Genomic DNA, 21,056 nt, shown 5'->3' on the forward strand with positions numbered 1-21,056 from the left:
ACCGAGACATTGCATAAGGTTATTGAGCCGGCGACGGAGAATTGACGGCACTCTGCTGAACCGGCGGCTTTGCAGGGGCCGGTGCAGTTTGTGTGCCAGCGCGCTTCAAGGCCGCATCCGGTGTTGCATTGGCGGTACCGGTGCCGGTCAGGCTACGGCGCACCTCCAGGTTTCGGGACACCACCAGCACCACCCGACGGTTGCGTGCGCGGCCTTCGAGCGTGGCGTTATTGGCCACCGGCTGGAACTCGCCATACCCCACCGACGCCAGGCGTCCAGGGTTCACGCCCTGCATCGCGAGCATGCGCACGATGCTTGCGGCACGGGCCGATGACAGCTCCCAGTTGGTCGGGTACTGCGCGGTACTGATCGGCACATTGTCGGTAAAGCCTTCAACGTGGATCGGGTTTTCAAACGGTTTGAGGATCGCCGCCACCTTGTCGATGATGGTGAACGCCTGGTCGCTGGGCAATGCATCGGCACTGGCGAACAGCAGGCTGGAATTGAGCTCGATCTCCACCCACAACTCATTGCCGCGCACGGTCATCTGGTTGGAGCTGATCAGGTCGCCAAACGCGGCACTGATGTCGTCGGCGATGCTTTTCAGCGGATCACTGGTGCCGCCCACGCCGGCAGCGGTTTCGTCGCTGTCGTTGACCAGCGGCTTGGCCGGGGTCACGGTCCTGGGCCGCTCTTCGCCAACCGGGATCGGCTTGAGCGAACGGTCGGCGTCGTTGAACACGCCGATCAACGCCTGGGAAATGACTTTGTACTTGCCTTCGTTGATCGACGAGATGGAGTACATCACCACGAAAAAGGCGAACAGCAAGGTGATGAAGTCCGCATAGGACACCAGCCACCGCTCGTGGTTGACGTGTTCTTCAGGCTCGCGACGGCGACGGCTCACAGGCGATTACCTCCGCAAAACAAATCAACTGTAGGAGCGAGCTTGCTCGCGAAAAACCCGAGAGCAACGCGTTCATCCAGGATGCCCGCGTTATCGTTGACGATTTTCGCGAGCAAGCTCGCTCCTACAGGGTGCATGACCATCAATCCATGAAGCCCTGGAGCTTCAATTCGATGGAGCGCGGGTTCTCGCCCTCGGCAATCGACAGGATGCCTTCGAGCAGCATCTCGCGATAGCGCGACTGGCGCATGGCAATCGACTTGAGCTTGCTGGCCACCGGCAACAGCACCAGGTTGGCACTGGCCACCCCGTAGATGGTGGCAACGAACGCCACGGCAATGCCGCTGCCCAGCTGCGACGGATCGGCCAGGTTGCCCATCACGTGGATCAGGCCCATCACCGCGCCGATGATGCCGATGGTCGGCGCGTAGCCGCCCATGCTTTCAAACACTTTGGCGGCGTTGATGTCGCGGCTTTCCTGGGTGTAGAAATCCACCTCGAGGATGCTGCGGATCGCTTCCGGCTCGGCGCCGTCCACCAGCAATTGCAGGCCTTTGCGCGAATAGCTGTCGGGTTCGGCATCGGCCACGCCTTCGAGGCCCAGCAGGCCTTCCTTGCGCGCGGTGAGGCTCCAGTTGACGACGCGATCGATGCCACCGGCCAGGTCGACACGCGGCGGAAAAATGATCCAGATGAGGATTTGCATCGCGCGCTTGAACGAACTCATCGGTGACTGCAGCAACGCGGCGCCCACCGTGCCGCCAATCACGATCAGCGCCGCCGGGCCGTTGGCCAGGGCGCCCAGGTGACCGCCTTCGAGGTAGTTGCCGCCAATAATGGCGACAAACGCCAGGATGATGCCGATCAGGCTCAATACATCCATCAGAGGCAGGCCTCCACCAGATGCCTGCCGATGTCGTCCAGGCTGTAGACGGCGTCGGCCAGGTCAGCCTTGACGATGGCCATGGGCATGCCATAGATCACGCAGCTGGCTTCGTCCTGGGCCCAGATCGCACTGCCGCCCTGCTTGAGCAGGCGCGCGCCTTCACGGCCGTCGGCGCCCATGCCGGTGAGTACCACCGCCAGAACTTTGTCGCCGTAGGACTTGGCCGCCGAACCGAAGGTGATGTCCACGCACGGCTTGTAGTTGAGGCGCTCATCGCCCGGCAGGATTTTGATCGCGCCACGGCCGTCGACCATCATCTGCTTGCCGCCCGGGGCCAGTAACGCCAGGCCAGGACGCAGGATGTCGCCATCCTCGGCTTCCTTGACGCTGATGCGGCACAGCTTGTCCAGGCGCTCGGCGAAGGCCTTGGTGAACGCGGCGGGCATATGCTGGATCAACACGATCGGCGCCGGGAAGTTGGCCGGCAATTGGGTCAACACGCGCTGCAAGGCGACCGGGCCGCCGGTGGAGGTGCCGATGGCGACCAGTTTATAGGCCTTGCGCTTGGGCGCAGGCGAATGGGCAGCCGCCGGTGCCGACGTTCGTACCGGTGGCGTGGCAGGCCGTGCAAGCGGCGCTGGCGCGGGGCGACTGAACGAGGAACTGGTGGGGGCAGCCGGCGCAGCCACCGGTGCCGGCGCAGGGGCTGGCGCGCTGAACAGGCTGCGGCGGTTGCTGCGGGAAATACTGTGGACTTTCTCGCACAGCAGTTGCTTGACCTTCTCGGGGTTGCGCGAGATGTCTTCGAAATTCTTCGGCAGGAAGTCCACCGCACCTGCATCCAGCGCATCGAGGGTCACTCGGGCGCCTTCGTGGGTCAGCGAGGAGAACATCAATACCGGGGTCGGGCAGCGTTGCATGATGTGCCGGACTGCCGTGATGCCATCCATCATCGGCATCTCGTAGTCCATGGTGATCACGTCCGGCTTCAACGCAATGGCTTGATCAATCGCCTCTTTGCCGTTGGTGGCCGTGCCGACCACCTGGATGCTTGGATCGGCGGAAAGAATTTCCGAGACGCGGCGGCGGAAGAAACCCGAATCGTCCACCACCAGGACCTTGACTGCCATAAACACTCCGTTAGGTGGGGCGGGCAATACCGCCTATGCCCCACCAGAATCAAATACGCCGAGCGGCGTAACGCTTGAGCATGCTCGGAACATCGAGAATCAGCGCGATCCGACCGTCACCGGTGATGGTCGCACCCGACATGCCCGGGGTTCCCTGCAGCATTTTGCCCAAAGGCTTGATGACCACTTCTTCCTGGCCAACCAGTTGATCGACGACAAAGCCGATACGCTGGGTGCCCACGGAGAGAATCACCACATGGCCTTCGCGCTGCTCTTCATGGGCGGCCGATGCAACCAGCCAGCGCTTGAGGTAGAACAGGGGCAACGCCTTGTCCCGCACGATCACCACTTCCTGGCCGTCGACCACGTTGGTGCGCGACAGGTCGAGGTGGAAGATCTCGTTGACGTTGACCAGCGGGAAGGCGAACGCCTGGTTGCCCAGCATCACCATCAGGGTCGGCATGATCGCCAGGGTCAACGGCACCTTGATGACGATCTTGGAGCCCTGGCCCTTGGTCGAGTAGATGTTGATCGAGCCGTTGAGCTGGCTGATCTTGGTCTTCACCACGTCCATGCCCACGCCACGGCCCGACACGTCGGAAATCTCGGTCTTGGTCGAGAAGCCGGGGGCGAAGATCAGGTTGTAGCACTCGGTGTCGGTCAGGCGGTCGGCGGCGTCCTTGTCCATCACGCCACGCTTGACCGCGATATTGCGCAAGATGGTCGGGTCCATGCCCTTGCCGTCATCGGTGATCGACAGCAGGATGTGGTCGCCTTCCTGCTCCGCCGCCAGGATCACCTTGCCGCCACGGGACTTGCCCGAGGCTTCGCGTTCTTCCGGGGTTTCGACACCGTGGTCGACAGCGTTGCGCACCAAGTGGACCAGCGGGTCGGCCAGGGCCTCGACAAGGTTCTTGTCGAGGTCGGTTTCTTCACCCACCAGTTCCAGGTTGATCTCTTTCTTCAGCTGGCGCGCGAGGTCGCGAACCAGGCGCGGGAAGCGACCGAAGACTTTCTTGATCGGCTGCATGCGCGTTTTCATCACCGCGGTCTGCAGGTCGGCGGTGACCACGTCGAGGTTCGACACGGCCTTCTGCATGGCTTCATCGCCACTGCTCAAGCCCAGGCGCACCAGACGGTTACGCACCAGTACCAGCTCGCCGACCATGTTCATGATGTCGTCCAGCCGTGCGGTATCGACCCGTACGGTGGTTTCGGCTTCACTGGCCGGTTTTTCCGCGACCGGTGCGGCAGCGGCACGCGCTGGAGCCGGGGCAGCAGCCGGCGCAGGCGCAGGCTTGGCGGCGGGCGCGGCGGCTTTGGCGGCAACCGGTGCCGCCGTGGCTGCAGCGGCGGCCGGGGCGACTTCGGTGAACTTGCCCTTGCCGTGCAGATCGTCCAGCAGTGCTTCGAATTCGTGATCGGAGATCAACCCATCGTCCGCAGGCTTGGCGCCGGCAGCGGGTGCTGCCGGGGCCGCAGCCGTAGCGGCGACGGCCGGCAAGGCATCGGCCGCGAACGTGCCCTTGCCATGCAACTGGTCGAGCAACGCTTCGAATTCATCGTCAGTGATGTCGGTGCTGGCAGAAGCGGCAGGCGCATCCGCAGCACCGGCGGCGGCACTGGCAGGCGCCACGGCGTCGGCGGCGAACTGGCCCTTGCCGTGCAATTGATCGAGCAGGGACTCGAACTCAGCGTCGGTAATGTCCTCGCTGGTCGGCGCGGCAGCCGGGGCAACCGCAGCCGGCGCTTCGGCTTCGGCCTTGACGGCACTGAGGGAACTGAGCAGTTGCTCGAACTCGCTGTCCGTCACATCCGCTTCAGGCTCCGCCACTGGTTCCGGTACGGCTTCGACCACCGGCGCTGCCGAGGTGTCGGCCGGCTCGGCATAGCGCGCCAGGGCGGCCAGCAGTTCCGGAGTGGCTGCGGTGATCGGGGCACGCTCGCGCACTTCGCTGAACATGCCGTTGACCGCATCCAGTGCTTCGAGAATCACGTCCATCAACTCCGAATCAACGTGACGCTCACCCTTGCGCAGGATGTCGAACACGTTCTCGGCGATGTGGCAGCACTCCACCAGCTCATGGAGCTGGAGGAAGCCGGCGCCCCCTTTTACAGTATGAAAACCGCGAAAAATTGCATTGAGCAGGTTCGCATCATCCGGGCGGCTTTCCAGCTCGACCAGTTGTTCGGACAGTTGCTCTAAAATTTCGCCGGCCTCTACAAGGAAATCCTGAAGGATCTCTTCATCGGCGCCGAAGCTCATGTGGGTGCTCCTTAGAAGCCTAAACTGGATAACAGGTCATCTACGTCATCCTGACCTGACACAACGTCTTCACGTTTATCGGCATGAATCTGCGGACCTTCACCCTTGGCGAGATGTTTTTGTGGATCTTTTTCAGAGAGGATCGCTTCGCGGTCATGTTCGATGCCGGCAAAACGGTCGACCTGGCCGGCCATGAGTACCAATTTGAGCAGGTTGCTTTCCACTTCGGTGACCAACTGGGTCACACGCTTGATCACCTGACCGGTCAGGTCCTGGTAATCCTGGGCGAGCAGAATGTCATTGAGGTTGCTGGAAACCATGCGGTTTTCCTGCTCGCTGCGTGACAAGAACCCTTCGACCCGACGGGCCAGCTCACGAAACTCTTCCGCACCGACTTCACGGCGCATGAAGCGGCCCCAGTCAACGCTCAGGGCGTGGGCTTCCGTGGCCATGCCGTTGACCAGGGGCGTGGCGTTTTCCACCAGGTCCATGGTGCGGTTAGCCGCCGCCTCGGTCAGCCTGACCACATAGGACAGGCGTTCGGTGGCGTCGGTGATCTGCGAAATCTCTTCGGCCTGGGGCATGTGCGGGTCAATCTGGAAATTGACGATCGCGCTGTGCAGCTCGCGTGTGAGCTTGCCCACTTCCTGGTACAGGCCTCGGTCACGGGTCTGGTTGAGCTCATGGATCAACTGCACCGCGTCGCCGAACTGGCCTTTTTCAAGGCTGTCAACCAACTGGTGAGCATGCTTTTTCAGGGTCGACTCAAAGTCTCCCTGTGACGTTTCTTTATGCTCCATAGCTCCCCCGCGATGGCATCAGCCGTGGATGCGTTCGAAGATCTTTTCGATCTTCTCTTTCAAGGCCTGTGCAGTGAATGGTTTGACCACGTAACCGTTGACCCCGGCCTGGGCGGCTTCGATGATCTGTTCACGCTTGGCTTCGGCGGTCACCATCAACACGGGAAGGCTGCGCAATTTTTCGTCGGCACGCACGTGGCGCAACAAGTCGATGCCGGTCATGCCCGGCATGTTCCAGTCCGTTACCAGAAAGTCGATGCTCCCGCTGTTGAGGATCGGAATCGCCGTCAGACCGTCATCCGCCTCGACCGTGTTTGTGAACCCAAGGTCACGCAACAGGTTTTTTATGATCCGCCGCATCGTTGAGAAGTCATCAACGATGAGGATTTTCATGTTCTTGTCCAATTCGACCTCCAAGCAGTCTTAAACGCGCCCAGCACCTGGACGCGCCATTTCAATCAACAGGCATTACACAAAAAGGACTGCCAAGGGCACCACGGCCCGAGCCCGCGAAGGCCTATCACCTTCGCGGTATCGCTTTGCAATGCTCCCCACACTGCCTGTCAGCGCGCTCGCCACTCTCCCAGACGCCCCCGCAAGCGGGCCGCGCACTGGCTATGCAACTGGCTGACACGGGATTCGCTGACCCCCAGGACCTCACCGATTTCCTTGAGGTTCAGCTCTTCGTCGTAGTACAGCGCCAACACCAACCGCTCGCGCTCCGGCAAGTTGGCAATGGCGTCCGCCAACGCGCCCTGGAAACGCTCATCTTCCAGGTCACGGGACGGCTCCATATGCGCGCTCGCGCCGTCCTCGTGCAGCCCTTCGTGTTCGCCGTCCTGTAACAGGTCGTCGAAACTGAACAGGCGGCTGCCCAAGGTATCGTTCAAAATCCCGTAATAATCGTCGAGACTCAATTGGAGTTCGGCCGCAACTTCGTGATCTTTAGCGTCGCGACCGGTTTTTGCTTCAATTGCACGAATTGCGTCACTGACCATGCGTGTATTGCGGTGCACCGAACGCGGCGCCCAGTCACCCTTGCGCACTTCGTCGAGCATCGCGCCACGGATGCGGATACCCGCATACGTCTCGAAGCTCGCGCCCTTGCTCGCGTCGTACTTGGTCGACACTTCGAGCAGGCCGATCATGCCCGCCTGGATCAGGTCTTCGACCTGGACGCTGGCGGGCAGGCGTGCCAGCAGGTGATAGGCGATGCGCTTGACCAGTGGCGCATAGCGCTCGATCAACTCGCCCTGGCTGTCACGGGCAGATTTCTTGTAAGCGTTATAGCCGTTCGCTGTCATAGCACCGGTCCTGCACTCGTCTGATGCACCAATCGCTCGACGAAAAACTCCAGATGCCCCCGAGGGTTGGCAGGCAACGGCCAGGTATCGACCTTCTGGGCAATAGCCTTGAACGCCAATGCGCACTTGGAACGAGGGAACGCTTCGTAGACTGCACGCTGCTTTTGCACAGCCTTGCGTACACACTCGTCGTAGGGAACTGCACCGACGTATTGTAAGGCGACATCGAGAAAGCGATCCGTGACCTTGGTCAACTTGGCGAACAGGTTGCGGCCTTCCTGCGGGCTCTGGGCCATGTTGGCCAGGACGCGGAAGCGGTTCATGCCGTAGTCACGGTTAAGCAGTTTGATCAGGGCGTAGGCGTCGGTGATCGAGGTGGGTTCATCGCAGACCACCAGCAAGACTTCCTGCGCCGCGCGCACAAAGCTGACCACGGACTCGCCGATCCCGGCGGCGGTGTCGATCACCAGCACGTCGAGGTTGTCGCCAATGTCACTGAATGCCTGGATCAGGCCGGCATGCTGCGCCGGGCTCAGGTGCACCATGCTCTGGGTACCGGAGGCGGCCGGCACGATGCGGATCCCGCCAGGGCCCTGGAGCAGCACGTCGCGCAGCTCACAGCGCCCCTCGATCACATCGGCCAGGGTATGTTTGGGCGTCAGTCCCAGCAGAACGTCGACGTTCGCCAGCCCCAGGTCAGCATCCAGCAGCATGACGCGACGGCCAAGCTCTGCCAGGGCCAGGGACAAATTCACTGACACGTTAGTTTTCCCGACGCCACCTTTGCCGCCGGTCACCGCGATCACCTGTACGGGATGCATGCTGCCCATTTTATTTCTTTACCTTGTCTTGCTTAGACGCAGGCTACATGGCTTGGCCGCGTGAATCGCTTGCAGACCATCGATGTAGGTACATTTCACGGTGTTCATCGCACCTCAACCCACCCGTTTTGCCGGGTTGTGGTAAAGGTCGGCGAACATATCGGCCATCGCTTCCTCGCTAGGCTCTTCTTGCATTTGCACGCTGACGGCGCGGCTGACCAGCTGATGACGGCGCGGCAGATGCAAATCATCCGGGATCCGCGGCCCGTCGGTCAGGTAGGCAACCGGTAGTTCATGGCTGATAGCCAGGCTCAACACTTCGCCCAGGCTGGCGGTTTCATCCAGTTTAGTCAGGATGCAGCCGGCCAGACCGCAACGCTTGTAGCTATGGTACGCAGCGGTAAGAACCTGTTTCTGGCTGGTGGTTGCAAGCACCAGGTAATTTTTCGACTTGATGCCACGCCCCGCCAGGCTTTCCAGTTGCAGGCGCAACGCCGGATCGCTGGCCTGCAGGCCGGCGGTGTCGATCAGCACCACGCGCTTGCGCAGCAACGGATCGAGCGCGTTGGCCAGGGACTGGCCCGGATCGACATGGGTGACCGGCACATTGAGGATACGGCCCAGGGTCTTGAGCTGTTCCTGGGCGCCGATGCGGTAGCTGTCCATGCTCACCAGCGCGATGTTATTCGCGCCGTACTTGAGCACATAGCGCGCCGCCAGCTTGGCCAGGGTGGTGGTCTTACCCATGCCGGCAGGGCCGACCATGGCGATCACACCGCCCTCTTCCAGGGGTTCGATTTCCGGGGTGGCGATCATCCGCGCCAAGTGGGCCAGCAACATGCGCCAGGCCTGGCGAGGCTCTTCGATTTCGGTGGTCAGGGCCAGCAGGTCGCGGGACAACGGGCCGGACAGGCCGATGCGTTGCAGGCGGCGCCAGAGGTTGGCCTGGTGCGGTTTGCTGCCTTGCAGTTGGGTCCAGGCCAGCGAGCCCAGTTGCACTTCCAGCAGCTCGCGCAGACCGTTGAGTTCAAAACGCATCGAGTCGAAGACGCGCTGGTCGACTGCGGCGGCCGGGGCTGGCGCGGCAGGACGTGGCGGTTCGATGAACGTTGGCTCAACCAGCGGCTCGGCGGCGGTCAGCGGCAGGCCGGCGAACAACTGGCGATTGGTGGTGGCATCGCTGTCGCCACGCATGCTCAGCTCAGCCTGGGCCGAGACGATGCGCGAAGCGGTCTTGCGCAGCTCGTCTTCGAGCTCCATGTTCGGCACACGCGGCGCCAATGCCGAGGGGGTGTAGTCCAGGGCAGCCGTCAGCTCGACACCGCCGGCAATACGACGATTACCGATAATCGCGGCATCGGCGCCCAGCTCATCGCGGACCAGTTTCATGGCCTGACGCATATCGGCGGCGAAAAAACGCTTAACTTGCATAACCCACTACCCTCAGCCGTTGGGCCCTACTGTCGCGACGATAGTCACTTGCTTGTTGTCAGGAATTTCCTGATAAGCCAAAACGTGCAAATTCGGTACTGCCAGACGTCCAAACCGCGACAACATCGCCCGGACCGGACCCGCCACCAGCAGAATCACCGGTTGGCCCTGCATTTCCTGGCGCTGTGCGGCGTCGATCAACGAACGCTGCAGTTTCTCAGCCATGCTTGGCTCCAGCAGAACGCCCTCTTCCTGGCCTTGTCCTGCCTTCTGAATACTATTGAGCAATATTTGTTCCAACCTTGGTTCCAAGGTGATCACAGGCAGCTCGGAGTCAAGCCCTACAATGCTTTGCACGATGGCGCGGGACAATCCGACACGCACCGCCGCCACCAGCGCGGCAGTATCTTGACTCTTGGCGGCATTGTTGGCGATAGCCTCGGCAATGCTGCGAATGTCGCGTACTGGCACCTGTTCGGCCAGCAGCGCCTGCAGCACCTTGAGCAGTTGCGACAACGACAGCACGCCCGGCACCAGCTCTTCTGCCAGTTTTGGCGAGGCCTTGCCCAGCAAACCCATCAATTGCTGGACTTCTTCGTGGCCGATCAGCTCGTGGGAGTGCTTGTACAGGATCTGGTTGAGGTGGGTGGCGACCACGGTACTGGCGTCCACCACGGTGTAGCCTAGGGACTGCGCCTGGCTGCGCTGGCTGATTTCGATCCACACCGCCTCCAGGCCAAAAGCCGGATCTTTGGCGGTAATGCCGTTGAGAGTGCCGAACACCTGGCCGGGGTTGATTGCCAGCTCGCGGTCCGGGTAGATCTCAGCTTCGGCCAGGATCACGCCCATCAGGGTCAGGCGGTAGGCACTCGGGGCCAGGTCGAGGTTGTCGCGGATATGCACGGTAGGCATCAGGAAGCCCAGGTCCTGGGACAGCTTCTTGCGCACGCCCTTGATCCGCGCGAGCAACTGGCCGCCCTGGTTGCGGTCCACCAGCGGAATCAAGCGGTAGCCGACTTCCAGGCCGATCATGTCGATCGGGGTCACGTCGTCCCAGCCCAACTCCTTGGTTTCCTGGGCGCGGGCCGGGGATGGCAGCAGTTCCTGCTGGCGGGCGATCTCTTGCTGGGCCTGGACCTTGACCGCATTCTGCTTTTTCCAGAACAGGTAGGCACCACCGCCCGCCATGGCCGCCATGCTCAGGAACGACACATGGGGCATGCCCGGCACGATGCCCATGATCGCCATGATGCCGGCTGCCACGGCCAGGGCCTTGGGCGAGGCAAACATCTGCCGGCTGATCTGCTTGCCCATGTCTTCGGAGCCCGAAGCACGGGTCACCATGATGGCGGCAGCTGTAGATAACAACAGTGATGGCAATTGCGCCACTAAACCGTCACCGATGGTCAGCAGGGCGTACACCTTGCCCGCATCGCCGAAGGTCATGCCGTGCTGGAAGATCCCGACCGCCATGCCGCCGATCAGGTTGATGAACAGGATCAGCAGGCCGGCGATGGCGTCACCGCGCACGAATTTACTGGCACCGTCCATGGAACCGTAGAACTCGGCTTCCTGGGCGACTTCCAAGCGGCGGGTCTTGGCCTGGTTCTGGTCGATCAGGCCGGCGTTGAGGTCGGCGTCGATAGCCATCTGCTTGCCGGGCATGGCGTCGAGGGTAAAGCGTGCGCTCACCTCGGAGATCCGCCCGGCGCCCTTGGTCACCACCACGAAGTTGATGATCATGAGGATCGCGAACACCACGATACCGACCACGTAGTTACCGCCGATCACCACCTCACCGAAGGCCTGGATCACCTTACCGGCAGCGGCGTGACCGTCCTGGCCGTGGAGCATGACCACACGGGTGGACGCCACGTTCAGCGCCAGGCGCAACAGGGTTGCCACCAGCAGGATCGTCGGGAACACCGCGAAATCCAGCGGCCGCAAGGCGTAGACGCACACCAGCAGCACGACGACGGACAGGGCGATGTTGAAGGTGAAGAACACGTCCAGCAGGAACGGCGGCATCGGCAACATCATCATTGCCAGCATGACCAGCAGCAACAACGGCACACCCAGATTGCCCCGCGAGAGGTCAGTCAGGGTGCCACGGGCCGTGCTGAACATTTGAGAGCGATCCACCACCGGTATTCCTCGTTTCCTTGAAGCAAACTTTTGACGCCGGGAGGCGTCCTGAAGGCGGTATTGCAAGAAGCCTTCCAACTTTGCTTTTGAGGAGGTGGATCGCTACAGGCGCCCGAGTTCTATCGGATGTAAACACTCCAACGGTGAGAGAAAGGCTGCTCCCGTCCCACCGTTGGATCCGTTTGCATTTACTGCACGAGACCTTTCTATAACGGCCTCACATTGGCCGCCTGCGGCCCTTTTTGACCTGAAGTCACGTCGTATTCGACCTTTTGCTTTTCATCCAGGCTTTTGAAGCCCGCGCTGTCTATAGCGGAGTAATGGACGAATACATCCGCACTGCCGTCGTCGGGAGAAATAAACCCAAACCCCTTCTCCGCGTTAAACCACTTCACCGTGCCCGTTGCCATTGCCGTTCTCCCTAGATTTCACTCAAGAACCTGCGCCGGTGTCACAAGATAAGCCTGACCCTTGATGCATACACGCCATCGGGTCGATGGATCATCTGAAGCTCGACCTTCAAACCCACTGAAAGCCGAACCCCTTGCGAACCGAGCGAATCCACCAACACCTCCGCTGCGCAATCATCCAGCACAATCACCCCCTTGCGGGTCTTCGGGTCATAAGATTTGATCGTTCCCGTCACCACAGCCATCACCACTCCCTGCATCTATTAACAGCGTGCGCGCAGTACCTGATGGTATGGAACCGCGAGAATGGCAAGTTGGCTACTGTCAAACTTGACAGGTAGGCAAGGAGTGACGACGAATGGCTGGCCCCTCGCCTGCCTCGGTTTTTACGTCATTACGCATTGGAGAAGCACACCCACAGGTCGCCGTTGGACTTCTGGGTTTCCATGCGATGAATGAAGGGTTTGAAAATAGGAATACTGTGATCCAACGTCCAGCCTTGCGCGTCATACACGTCAATCCGTCCGTGCTCTTCATAGGACCCGGTGTATACCCACTTCCCGTCCGGACTCACGGCCAATGACCGCACAGACAAACGGTGATTCTCCTTCTCTCTGCCGGTCTTCGTGTCGATGACACTGATAATGTCACCGCCGTATGCATACAGCCGCTGGCCATTGGCACTCAAGGTCAACCCCCAGGCCGGGTGCTTGGATATTTTTTCGACGCGCTCACTGACAGGATCGAACCTATAGACCCCGGCCCCTTCGCCCAGCACGCCAAGACAAGCCACATAGACATGGCCGTCGTGCGGATTGCCCACGGTGTCGAACGTGATGGCCCCAACCGGTATTTTCTTGATCACTTCCTGCGACGTCCTGTCGACAATGATCAGCGAAGCTTCAGCGTTCCCAGGGCCACCCCACGCGCCAACATACATCTGACCGCCATCGCGACCAAGCACCAGCCCCGTGGCGTACTCATCAATAACAGCGCCTGGCAAAAGCTCTTTATCCTGCACATCAACGATGAACAAATGGCTATACAGCCAATTGCATGCATATAGAAACCGCCCGTCGGGGCTGAACCCTCCCAGCTTTTCAATGAAAACGGGATAGTTATCGACGAGGCTGATTGTCTGAAGATCGATCTTCGCAATGCCATTGACCCATTCGGCATGCAGATACCTGCCATCCGGACTGAACAGAAAGCTGCCAATATTGCCCTCAATCATATGAACCACTTCGCCGGCCGCCGTGAGGGTGGCAATGCAGGGTTCGACCCTGATATCGATGTTCACATAGACGCGTTCATCGCTCTTCTTCACGGGCACCCCCAAGTACAACAGGCGCTGGGCGTGCACGCTGACGATGGCTTGGCGGGTGGCCTGACGCAGGCTCGAGCGACCTTGCTTGACCTGATAGCTCAACACATGCCGGCCATGGGTGAGCCGTTCGGCCGGTACCGAAAACTTGATCCCGGTTTGCGTTGCGTCGCCGTTGAGCTTATGGGCAGCAATCACCTGGCCGTCCAATGTCAGTTCAACGGCGCTGTCGGCATGGCTGAAGGTTTCGCGCACATGCACATCGAGACCTTTGTTCGGGTAAAAACCGTGCTGGGCAGCCTGCTTGTCGACCGCATTGCCGGGACGCCGTCGCTGGCCAGGAAGGTTGATCGTAAGGAGAGGATGGGGTTTGGTTGAGGAGCCGCTCATGGGGGGAATCCCTCTACATGGATGGGAACCCCATGTAACGCTCAGAAGTGCCAGCCCACAACTGTCAAACTTGACAGGTAGACGGCATTTACCGACAGACGGAAACACCGCAAGCGCGACAACCATTCCTCAAGAATCGCGGCGCAACTCCGGCGGAATCGGCAGGTCTTTGAGCGGATCCGGGCGTTTCCCCTTACCCGCGCGATATTGGCGAATCTGATAGACATACGCCAACACCTGGGCCACGGCCAGGTACAACCCCGCCGGGATTTCCTGGTCGAGGTCGGTGGAGTAGAAGATCGACCGCGCCAGCTCAGGCGACTCCAGCAGCAGGATGTCGTGGGCCACGGCGATTTCACGGATTTTCAGTGCGGTAAAGTCGCTGCCCTTGGCCAGCAGCATCGGCGCGCCGCCCTTCTCCGGGTCGTACTTGAGGGCCACGGCGTAGTGAGTCGGGTTGGTGATGACCACGTCGGCGTCGGGCACCGAGGCCATCATCTTGCGCTGGGACATTTCCCGCTGCAGCTGGCGGATGCGCTGCTTGACCTCGGGGCGGCCTTCCTGGTCCTTGTGCTCGTCGCGCACTTCCTGCTTGGTCATCAGCAGTTTCTTGTGGCTTTCCCACAACTGGATCGGCGCATCCACCGCCGCGATGATGATCAGCCCGGCGGCCATCCACAGCGCACTCCAGCCCACCACCTGCACGCTGTGGATGATCGCCGACTCCAGCGGTTCATGGGCGATGCGCAGCAGGTCATCGATGTCGGACGACAACACCATCAGCGCCACGAACAGAATCAGGATGAACTTGGCCAGGGCCTTGAGCAGCTCCACCAGGGCCTTGGCGGAAAACATGCGCTTGAGACCGGCCGCAGGGTTCATGCGACTGAACTTGGGCGCCATGCTGCCGGCGGCGAACAGCCAGCCGCCGAGGGCGACCGGGCCGATCAGCGCGGCCAGCAGCAGGGTGATCAGGATCGGCTGCACCGCCAATATCGCGATCTTGCCCGAGTGCAGCAGGTATTGGCCCATGGAGCCGGGGTTGAGCAACACATCGCGGGGCAAGGTGAAGTTGTGCTTCATCAGCTCCATCAGGTCCAGCGCCAGGCCGCCGCCATAGATCAGCAAGGCACCGGCTCCGGCCATCATGGTCGCAACGGTGTTGAGTTCCTTGGAGCGAGCAATCTCGCCCTTTTCCCTGGAGTCCTTTTTACGTTTCTCCGTGGGGTCTTCTGTCTTGTCCTGACCACTCTCGCTCTCGGCCATGGCTCAGCGCGCCCGTGCCAGATCACGTAAGAACTGCAAGGCGTCGGTCGCCAGCGGTTGATACTGATTGAGAATGTCAGCCAGGCCGACCCAGAAAATCCCCATGCCCAGCACCAGGGTCAAGGGGAAACCAATGGAGAAAATGTTCAGCTGTGGCGCCGCGCGGGTCATGACGCCAAACGCGATGTTGACCACCAGCAAGGCCGTGATCGCCGGCAGTACCAGCAACAGTGAGGCACCGAGCACCCAACTGAGACGCCCCACCAGCTCCCAGAAGTGATTGACCACCAGCCCGGAGCCTACCGGCAAGGTGGTGAAGCTTTCGGTCAACACCTCGAACACCACCAGGTGGCCGTTCATGGCCAGGAACAACAAGGTCACCAGCATGGTCAGGAACTGCCCGATCACCGCCGCCGATACGCCGTTGGTGGGGTCGACCATGGACGCGAAGCCCATGCCCATCTGGATCGAGATGATCTGCCCGGCGATCACGAACGCCTGGAAAAACAGTTGCAGCGAAAAGCCCAGCAGCGAGCCGATCAGGATCTGCTCGGCAATCAGCATCAAGGCACTGAGGTCGAGTGCGTTGACCGGGGGCATCGGCGGCAGGCCGGGCACGAGCACCACGGTGATCGCCACGGCGAAATACAGGCGGATGCGGCGTGGCACCAAGGTAGTACCGAACACCGGCATGCTCATCAGCACCGCCGTCACCCGGAACAACGGCAGGATGAACGAGGCCACCCACGTGCTGATCTGGGTGTCGGTCAATGCCAGCAAGGACTGCATCGGGTCAGCCGATCAACTGCGGAATACTGCCGTACAGCTGCAGAATGTATTCCATGAAGGTTTGCACCAGCCACGGGCCGGCGACAATCAGGGTGATCAGCATCACCAGCAGGCGCGGCAGGAAGCTCAAGGTCTGTTCGTTGATCTGGGTCGCGGCCTGGAACATCGCCACCAGCAGGCCCACCAACAGGCTCGGCACCACCAGCACGGCAACCATCACGGTGGTCAGCCACAGTGCTTCACGGAACAGGTCGACGGCAACTTCTGGGGTCATGCTGCTTCACCTAACACATCACACTCCTCCGAAACTGCCGGCCAGCGTGCCGATAATCAGCGCCCAACCGTCCACCAGCACAAACAGCATGATCTTGAACGGCAATGAAATAATCAGCGGCGACAGCATCATCATCCCCATGGCCATCAGCACGCTCGCCACCACCAGGTCGATGATCAGGAACGGGATAAAGATCATGAAGCCGATCTGGAACGCGGTCTTCAGTTCCGAGGTGACGAACGCCGGCACCAGGATGGTCAGCGGCGCCTGGTCCGGGGTCGCGATGTCGGTACGCTTGGACAGGCGCATGAACAGCTCAAGGTCGCTGGAACGGGTCTGCGACAGCATGAAATCCTTGATCGGCCCTTGCGCCCGGTCAATCGCGACCTGGGCCGTAATGGTCTCGGCCAGGTACGGCTGCAGGGCTTGCTGGTTCACCTTATCGAACACCGGCGCCATGATGAACATCGTCAAGAACAACGCCATGCCGGTGAGGATCTGGTTCGACGGCGTCTGCTGCAGGCCCAGGGCCTGACGCAGGATCGAGAACACAATGATGATCCGCGTAAAGCTGGTCATCAGCATGACAAACGCCGGGATAAAGCTCAGCGCAGTCATGATCAGCAGGATCTGCAGGCTGACCGAATACTCCTGGGCCCCCGCCGCGTTGGTACCCAGCGTAATCGCCGGGATCGACAACGGGTCGGCTGCCAGCGCCAATGGCGTGGCCAGCAACAGCATGAGCGTCAATAAAACGCGCATTACTTCTTATCCTTCTGATCCTTGCCCAGCAATTCCATCAGGCGCTGGGCGAATTCTGGCGTGGCGGGCTGGGATTGGGTGGTTGGCACCGGGGTCTTGAGCACGTGCAGCGGCGTGATTCGGCCGGGGGTAATGCCCAGCAGGATCTGTTCCTCGCCCACTTGCACCAGCACCAGTCGGTCTCGCGGGCCGAGGGCGCGCGAGCCGATCATTTCGATGACCTGGGCATTGCCCGGGCCGATGCTCTGTACGCGACGCATCAGCCAGGCCAACACGAAGATCAAGCCGACCACCAGCAACAGGCCCAGCACCAGCTGCGTCAGTTGCCCGCCAACGCTGCCGCCGACGGGCGCAGCGGCAACTTGGGCCACCGGCTCCGCCGCCCACGCCGCCAATGGCAGCGCGGCTAACAGTCCCACCATCAGCCGTTTCATATCAGCGCAACTTCTTGATGCGTTCGCTTGGGCTGATCACGTCGGTCAGGCGGATGCCGAACTTTTCGTTGACCACCACCACTTCGCCGTGAGCGATCAGAGTGCCGTTGACCAGCACGTCCAGTGGCTCACCGGCCAGGCGATCCAGCTCGATCACCGAGCCCTGGTTGAGTTGCAGCAGGTTGCGGATGTTGATGTCGGTGCTGCCCACTTCCATCGAGATCGACACCGGGATGTCGAGGATCACGTCCAGGTTCGGCCCATCGAGGGTCACCGGATCGTTGTTCTTCGGCACGCTGCCGAATTCTTCCATGGGCAAGCGGTTACCCACCGGCGCAGTGGCGGCGTCGGCGGCCAGCAGTGCGTCGATATCGTCCTGGCCAACATCGCCGGTCTCTTCCAGGGCCGCAGCCCACTCGTCAGCCAGGGCCTGGTCTTCGGCGGAAGTGTTTTCGTGTTCGGTAGCCATTACATGTCCTCGGCGGAGCAAACATTCATAAATAGGGATCAGCGACGGTTGATCGGCTCAACCACTTGCAAAGCGAGGTTGCCCTTGTGGGACCCCAGCTTGACCTTGAACGACGGCACGCCGTTGGCGCGCATGATCATTTCGTCCGGCAATTCGACCGGGATAATGTCCCCCGGCTGCATGTGCAAAATATCCCGCAGGCGCAACTGGCGCCGGGCCACGGTAGCGCTCAGCGGCACGTCGACATCCAGCAGGTCTTCGCGCAGGGCCTTGACCCAGCGTTCGTCCTGGTCGTCCAGGTCGGACTGGAAACCGGCGTCGAGCATTTCGCGCACCGGCTCGATCATCGAATACGGCATGGTCACGTGCAGGTCGCCGCCACCGCCATCGAGCTCGATGTGGAACGTGGACACGACAATGGCCTCGCTCGGCCCGACGATGTTGGCCATGGCCGGGTTCACTTCCGAGTTGATGTACTCGAAATTGACTTCCATGATCGCCTGCCAGGCTTCCTTCAAGTCAATGAAGGCCTGCTCCAGCACCATGCGCACCACGCGCAATTCGGTAGGGGTGAATTCACGGCCTTCGATCTTGGCGTGACGGCCGTCACCGCCGAAGAAGTTGTCCACCAGCTTGAACACCAGCTTGGCGTCGAGGATGAACAGCGCGGTACCGCGCAATGGCTTGATCTTGACCAGGTTGAGGCTGGTGGGCACGTACAGCGAGTGCACGTACTCGCCGAACTTCATCACTTGCACGCCGCCCACCGCCACGTCCGCCGAGCGGCGCAGCATGTTGAACATGCTGATCCGGGTGTAACGGGCGAAACGTTCGTTGATCATCTCAAGGGTCGGCATGCGTCCACGGACGATGCGATCCTGGCTGGTCAGGTCATAACTTTTGACGCTGCCGGGCTCGGCAGCCATTTCAGTCTGTACCAGACCGTCGTCGACGCCATGCAACAGCGCGTCGATTTCATCCTGGGACAGTAGGTCCTGCACGGCCATGGGGTGATCCTACTGCAATACGAAATTAGTGAAGAGCGCCTGCTCGATCACGACTTTGCCGAGCTCCTTCTGGGCCACTTCCTGCACGCTGGCAGTGACCTTCTGGCGCAGCATTTCCTGGCCCACCGGGGTGGCCAGGGTGTCGAAACTCTGCCCGGAGAACAGCATCACCAGGTTGTTGCGGATCACCGGCATATGCACCTTGAGGGCATCCAGGTCCGACTGGTTACGCGCCAGCAAGGTGATGCTCACCTGCAGGTAGCGTTGACGACCGTTCTGGTTGAAGTTGGCGACAAAGGCCGGAAGCATCGGCTCGAAGATCGCCGGTTGCTTGGCGTTAGTGGCGGTTTCGGCGGCAGGTGCCGGCTTGCTGGCACTGCTGTGCATGATGTACCAGGTGCCGCCCACCGAGGCGCCGATGGCCAGGAGCAGGCCCACGACAATCATCAGGATAAGCTTGAGCTTGCCTTTGCCTGCGGGTGCGGGTGCTTTTGCTGCGTCGTCGCTCTTCGCCATGCCAATAATCCGTCACTATTCGGGGATTCATAGATCTACGGAAAGGCAAGAGCAAGTGTTATGCCAGAGTTGTCTGGCTGAACGCAGACAGAGGAACGCCACAAAAAATGTGGAAAGGGGGGGGCTGTGGTGGGTGGGCTTGTTCACCGACAATGGGACTGCTGCGCAGCCAGCGCGGGGCAAGCCCGCTCACCACAACAAGCCAACCCACCACAGCAAGTCCGCTCACTACAGCAAGCCGACCCACCACAGCAAGCCAACCCACCACAGCAAGTCCGCTCCCACATTTTGGCCTATGCCAGACTCACATCAGGCGTAGTAGTCGACGGCGCTGGAGCCGATCACCGTCGAAGTCACCGGCGCCACGGCTTCGGCCACTTCAATGTGGCTGCCGCTGTCGCCGCTGTCGCCACTCCGCCCGCTGCGACTAACGCCCCCCGTCTGCGCCTGCTGTTGCTGCTGCTCCTGGCCACGGGACTGGTCGGACACGTTCACATCCACCTGGCCCATGCCCTGCTGGGCGAACATCTCGCGCAAGCGACCGGACTGGCTTTCCAGGGCTTCCCGCACCACCGGGTGGGCGCTCATGAAGTTGACCTGGGCCTGCTGGTCGGCGGTCATGTTGACCTTGATGTCCAGGCGCCCGAGTTCGGCCGGTTGCAACTGGATCTCCGCCGACTTGAGGTTGGCGCTGGAGAGGTACATCACGCGGTTGACGATCTCGTCGGTCCAGCCGCTCTGGTGCATGGCCAGCGGCGCATTCGTCACCGGCGGCAAGGCATTCGCGGTTTTCGGCGTGGCCGCCTGGGTCAATGCAGCCAGGCGGTTGGCGAAGTCATCGACGCGGGTGTCGCTGCTGGCCTCTTTCAAGTCCTTGAGGCCGCCTTCGATCAAGCCGCTGAAGGCCTTGTCGCCACCCTGGTCCGTACTGTCCTTGGTGGCTTGCTGGTCGACCATAGTGGCCAGGCCGGCGGCAAAGTTCTGCGCGGCGGTTGGCTGGTCCTGGGTGGTCGGCGGGGCAGTTTTGGCCGGTGCCTGGCTGCTGGCCGACACGTGCCCGCCCTGCTCCATTGCCAGGCGTACGGCCGGCATGGCGTCCAGGGGATCGGCCTCAGGGTCGAAGGCCGGCGTGGCGTCCTCGGTCGCTGCGATTGGCGCTGCAACCACGGGTGCGGCCTTGTCATCCTTGGCAGCGGCTGCGGGGGCCGGGGTTTCCACCGGCACCGGCACCACCACCGGGGTGACCGTGGCAATCAATGCCGGGTCGACCACCGGGTCCACGGGAGGCTGCTGCGCCAGGGCCGGATCCACAGGTGCAGCGTCATCCTTGCTGGCAGTGTCGTCGGACGATGCCGCAGGCTTGGCAGGCAAGGTATTGCCGCTATCGGCAACCGCTGGCGTGGCGGCGGCAGGTTTGTCGTTGCCCGCCGCAGGCTTGGCGCTGGCATCGGCAGGCTTGTCCCGCGTGGGCTTGGCCGAGTTGTCATCAGCCTTGACCGTAGGTTTTGAACCTTGGCTGGCGAACACTTGAGCGAAGCCAGGGCCCTTGCCCCGTGGGTCCGCAGCCACTGCCGGTGGATTGACGGCAGGCGCTTGAGGCTTGGCCGCAGGGGCAGCCTGGAGAAGCGAATTCGGGGCGACTGGCATAGGTAAAGGTCTCCACTGCATGGGGATCGGGGATGCAGTATCAGGAGGTAGAGCAAGAGTCGGGCCAGGTTTTCACAC

22 protein-coding genes are annotated in these 21,056 nt (G+C 61.3%); all 22 read right to left on the minus strand.

Translation table 11 applies throughout. The annotated features are described in order from the left end of the window. Positions 1-19: 19 nt before the first annotated feature. Entirely contained in the window at positions 20-907 is an 888-nt protein-coding gene (gene motD / locus AC07OP_RS15020) for a flagellar motor protein MotD (protein ID WP_115486766.1), read from the minus strand. A gap of 142 nt (positions 908-1,049) precedes the next feature. Then, positions 1,050-1,790 (minus strand): flagellar motor protein, encoded by a 741-nt coding sequence (locus AC07OP_RS15025; RefSeq protein ID WP_027603872.1) that lies wholly within the window; start codon positions 1,788-1,790, stop codon positions 1,050-1,052. Further along, positions 1,790-2,923, minus strand: coding sequence for a protein-glutamate methylesterase/protein-glutamine glutaminase (locus tag AC07OP_RS15030; RefSeq protein ID WP_065940550.1), 1,134 nt, complete (start codon positions 2,921-2,923; stop codon positions 1,790-1,792). Before AC07OP_RS15030 ends, AC07OP_RS15025 begins: the two co-directional genes overlap by 1 nt. A gap of 49 nt (positions 2,924-2,972) precedes the next feature. Then, positions 2,973-5,189 carry a chemotaxis protein CheA gene (locus AC07OP_RS15035; protein ID WP_495100715.1) on the minus strand — a complete coding sequence of 739 codons (2,217 nt, stop codon included), beginning with the start codon at positions 5,187-5,189 and terminating at the stop codon, positions 2,973-2,975. Positions 5,190-5,200: 11 nt separating this feature from the next. Then, complete coding sequence (locus tag AC07OP_RS15040; protein ID WP_027603869.1) at positions 5,201-5,989, minus strand: protein phosphatase CheZ; 789 nt, start codon at positions 5,987-5,989, stop codon at positions 5,201-5,203. 18 nt (positions 5,990-6,007) lie between these two features. Beyond that, positions 6,008-6,382 carry a chemotaxis response regulator CheY gene (locus tag AC07OP_RS15045; protein ID WP_160385018.1) on the minus strand — a complete coding sequence of 125 codons (375 nt, stop codon included), beginning with the start codon at positions 6,380-6,382 and terminating at the stop codon, positions 6,008-6,010. A gap of 170 nt (positions 6,383-6,552) precedes the next feature. Further along, positions 6,553-7,293 carry an RNA polymerase sigma factor FliA gene (fliA, locus tag AC07OP_RS15050; protein WP_015885174.1) on the minus strand — a complete coding sequence of 247 codons (741 nt, stop codon included), beginning with the start codon at positions 7,291-7,293 and terminating at the stop codon, positions 6,553-6,555. Further along, a complete protein-coding gene (gene fleN / locus AC07OP_RS15055; protein ID WP_003192912.1) occupies positions 7,290-8,123 on the minus strand; it encodes a flagellar synthesis regulator FleN in 834 nt (277 codons plus the stop codon). The genes fliA and fleN overlap by 4 nt, the downstream gene beginning before the upstream one ends. A 105-nt stretch (positions 8,124-8,228) precedes the next feature. Then, the gene (gene flhF, locus AC07OP_RS15060) at positions 8,229-9,545 is read right to left on the minus strand and encodes a flagellar biosynthesis GTPase FlhF (RefSeq protein ID WP_495100714.1); all 1,317 of its coding nucleotides are present in this window, start codon (positions 9,543-9,545) and stop codon (positions 8,229-8,231) included. 12 nt (positions 9,546-9,557) lie between these two features. After that, complete coding sequence (gene flhA / locus AC07OP_RS15065) at positions 9,558-11,672, minus strand: flagellar biosynthesis protein FlhA (protein WP_373682386.1); 2,115 nt, start codon at positions 11,670-11,672, stop codon at positions 9,558-9,560. A 224-nt stretch (positions 11,673-11,896) separates the two neighbouring features. Next, positions 11,897-12,100: a transcription antiterminator/RNA stability regulator CspE gene (cspE, locus tag AC07OP_RS15070; protein WP_495100713.1), complete on the minus strand. Its 204-nt coding sequence runs from the start codon at positions 12,098-12,100 to the stop codon at positions 11,897-11,899. 41 nt (positions 12,101-12,141) lie between these two features. After that, a complete protein-coding gene (locus AC07OP_RS15075) occupies positions 12,142-12,345 on the minus strand; it encodes a S1 domain-containing protein (protein WP_495100712.1) in 204 nt (67 codons plus the stop codon). Between the two features lie 149 nt (positions 12,346-12,494). Next, entirely contained in the window at positions 12,495-13,814 is a 1,320-nt protein-coding gene (locus tag AC07OP_RS15080) for a YncE family protein (RefSeq protein WP_495100711.1), read from the minus strand. 129 nt (positions 13,815-13,943) lie between these two features. Next, positions 13,944-15,080 (minus strand): flagellar biosynthesis protein FlhB, encoded by a 1,137-nt coding sequence (gene flhB, locus AC07OP_RS15085; RefSeq protein WP_027603865.1) that lies wholly within the window; start codon positions 15,078-15,080, stop codon positions 13,944-13,946. Between the two features lie 3 nt (positions 15,081-15,083). Further along, a complete protein-coding gene (fliR, locus tag AC07OP_RS15090) occupies positions 15,084-15,869 on the minus strand; it encodes a flagellar biosynthetic protein FliR (RefSeq protein WP_027603864.1) in 786 nt (261 codons plus the stop codon). A 4-nt stretch (positions 15,870-15,873) separates the two neighbouring features. Continuing rightward, positions 15,874-16,143 (minus strand): flagellar biosynthesis protein FliQ, encoded by a 270-nt coding sequence (gene fliQ / locus AC07OP_RS15095; RefSeq protein WP_027603863.1) that lies wholly within the window; start codon positions 16,141-16,143, stop codon positions 15,874-15,876. Positions 16,144-16,161: 18 nt separating this feature from the next. Further along, entirely contained in the window at positions 16,162-16,905 is a 744-nt protein-coding gene (gene fliP / locus AC07OP_RS15100) for a flagellar type III secretion system pore protein FliP (RefSeq protein ID WP_141155694.1), read from the minus strand. Further along, complete coding sequence (gene fliO, locus AC07OP_RS15105; RefSeq protein WP_495100710.1) at positions 16,905-17,339, minus strand: flagellar biosynthetic protein FliO; 435 nt, start codon at positions 17,337-17,339, stop codon at positions 16,905-16,907. The genes fliP and fliO overlap by 1 nt, the downstream gene beginning before the upstream one ends. 1 nt (position 17,340) lies before the next feature. Next, complete coding sequence (gene fliN, locus AC07OP_RS15110; RefSeq protein ID WP_098478955.1) at positions 17,341-17,808, minus strand: flagellar motor switch protein FliN; 468 nt, start codon at positions 17,806-17,808, stop codon at positions 17,341-17,343. A 38-nt stretch (positions 17,809-17,846) separates the two neighbouring features. Further along, positions 17,847-18,815: a flagellar motor switch protein FliM gene (gene fliM / locus AC07OP_RS15115; protein WP_027603859.1), complete on the minus strand. Its 969-nt coding sequence runs from the start codon at positions 18,813-18,815 to the stop codon at positions 17,847-17,849. Positions 18,816-18,824: 9 nt separating this feature from the next. After that, positions 18,825-19,331 (minus strand): flagellar basal body-associated protein FliL, encoded by a 507-nt coding sequence (gene fliL, locus AC07OP_RS15120; protein WP_065924962.1) that lies wholly within the window; start codon positions 19,329-19,331, stop codon positions 18,825-18,827. 309 nt (positions 19,332-19,640) lie between these two features. Further along, on the minus strand, positions 19,641-20,978 hold the full coding sequence (locus AC07OP_RS15125; RefSeq protein ID WP_495100709.1) for a flagellar hook-length control protein FliK: 1,338 nt from the start codon (positions 20,976-20,978) through the stop codon (positions 19,641-19,643). Positions 20,979-21,056: the final 78 nt, after the last annotated feature.

The sequence above is a fragment of the Pseudomonas sp. GW821-FHT09D08 genome, from assembly GCF_059416305.1.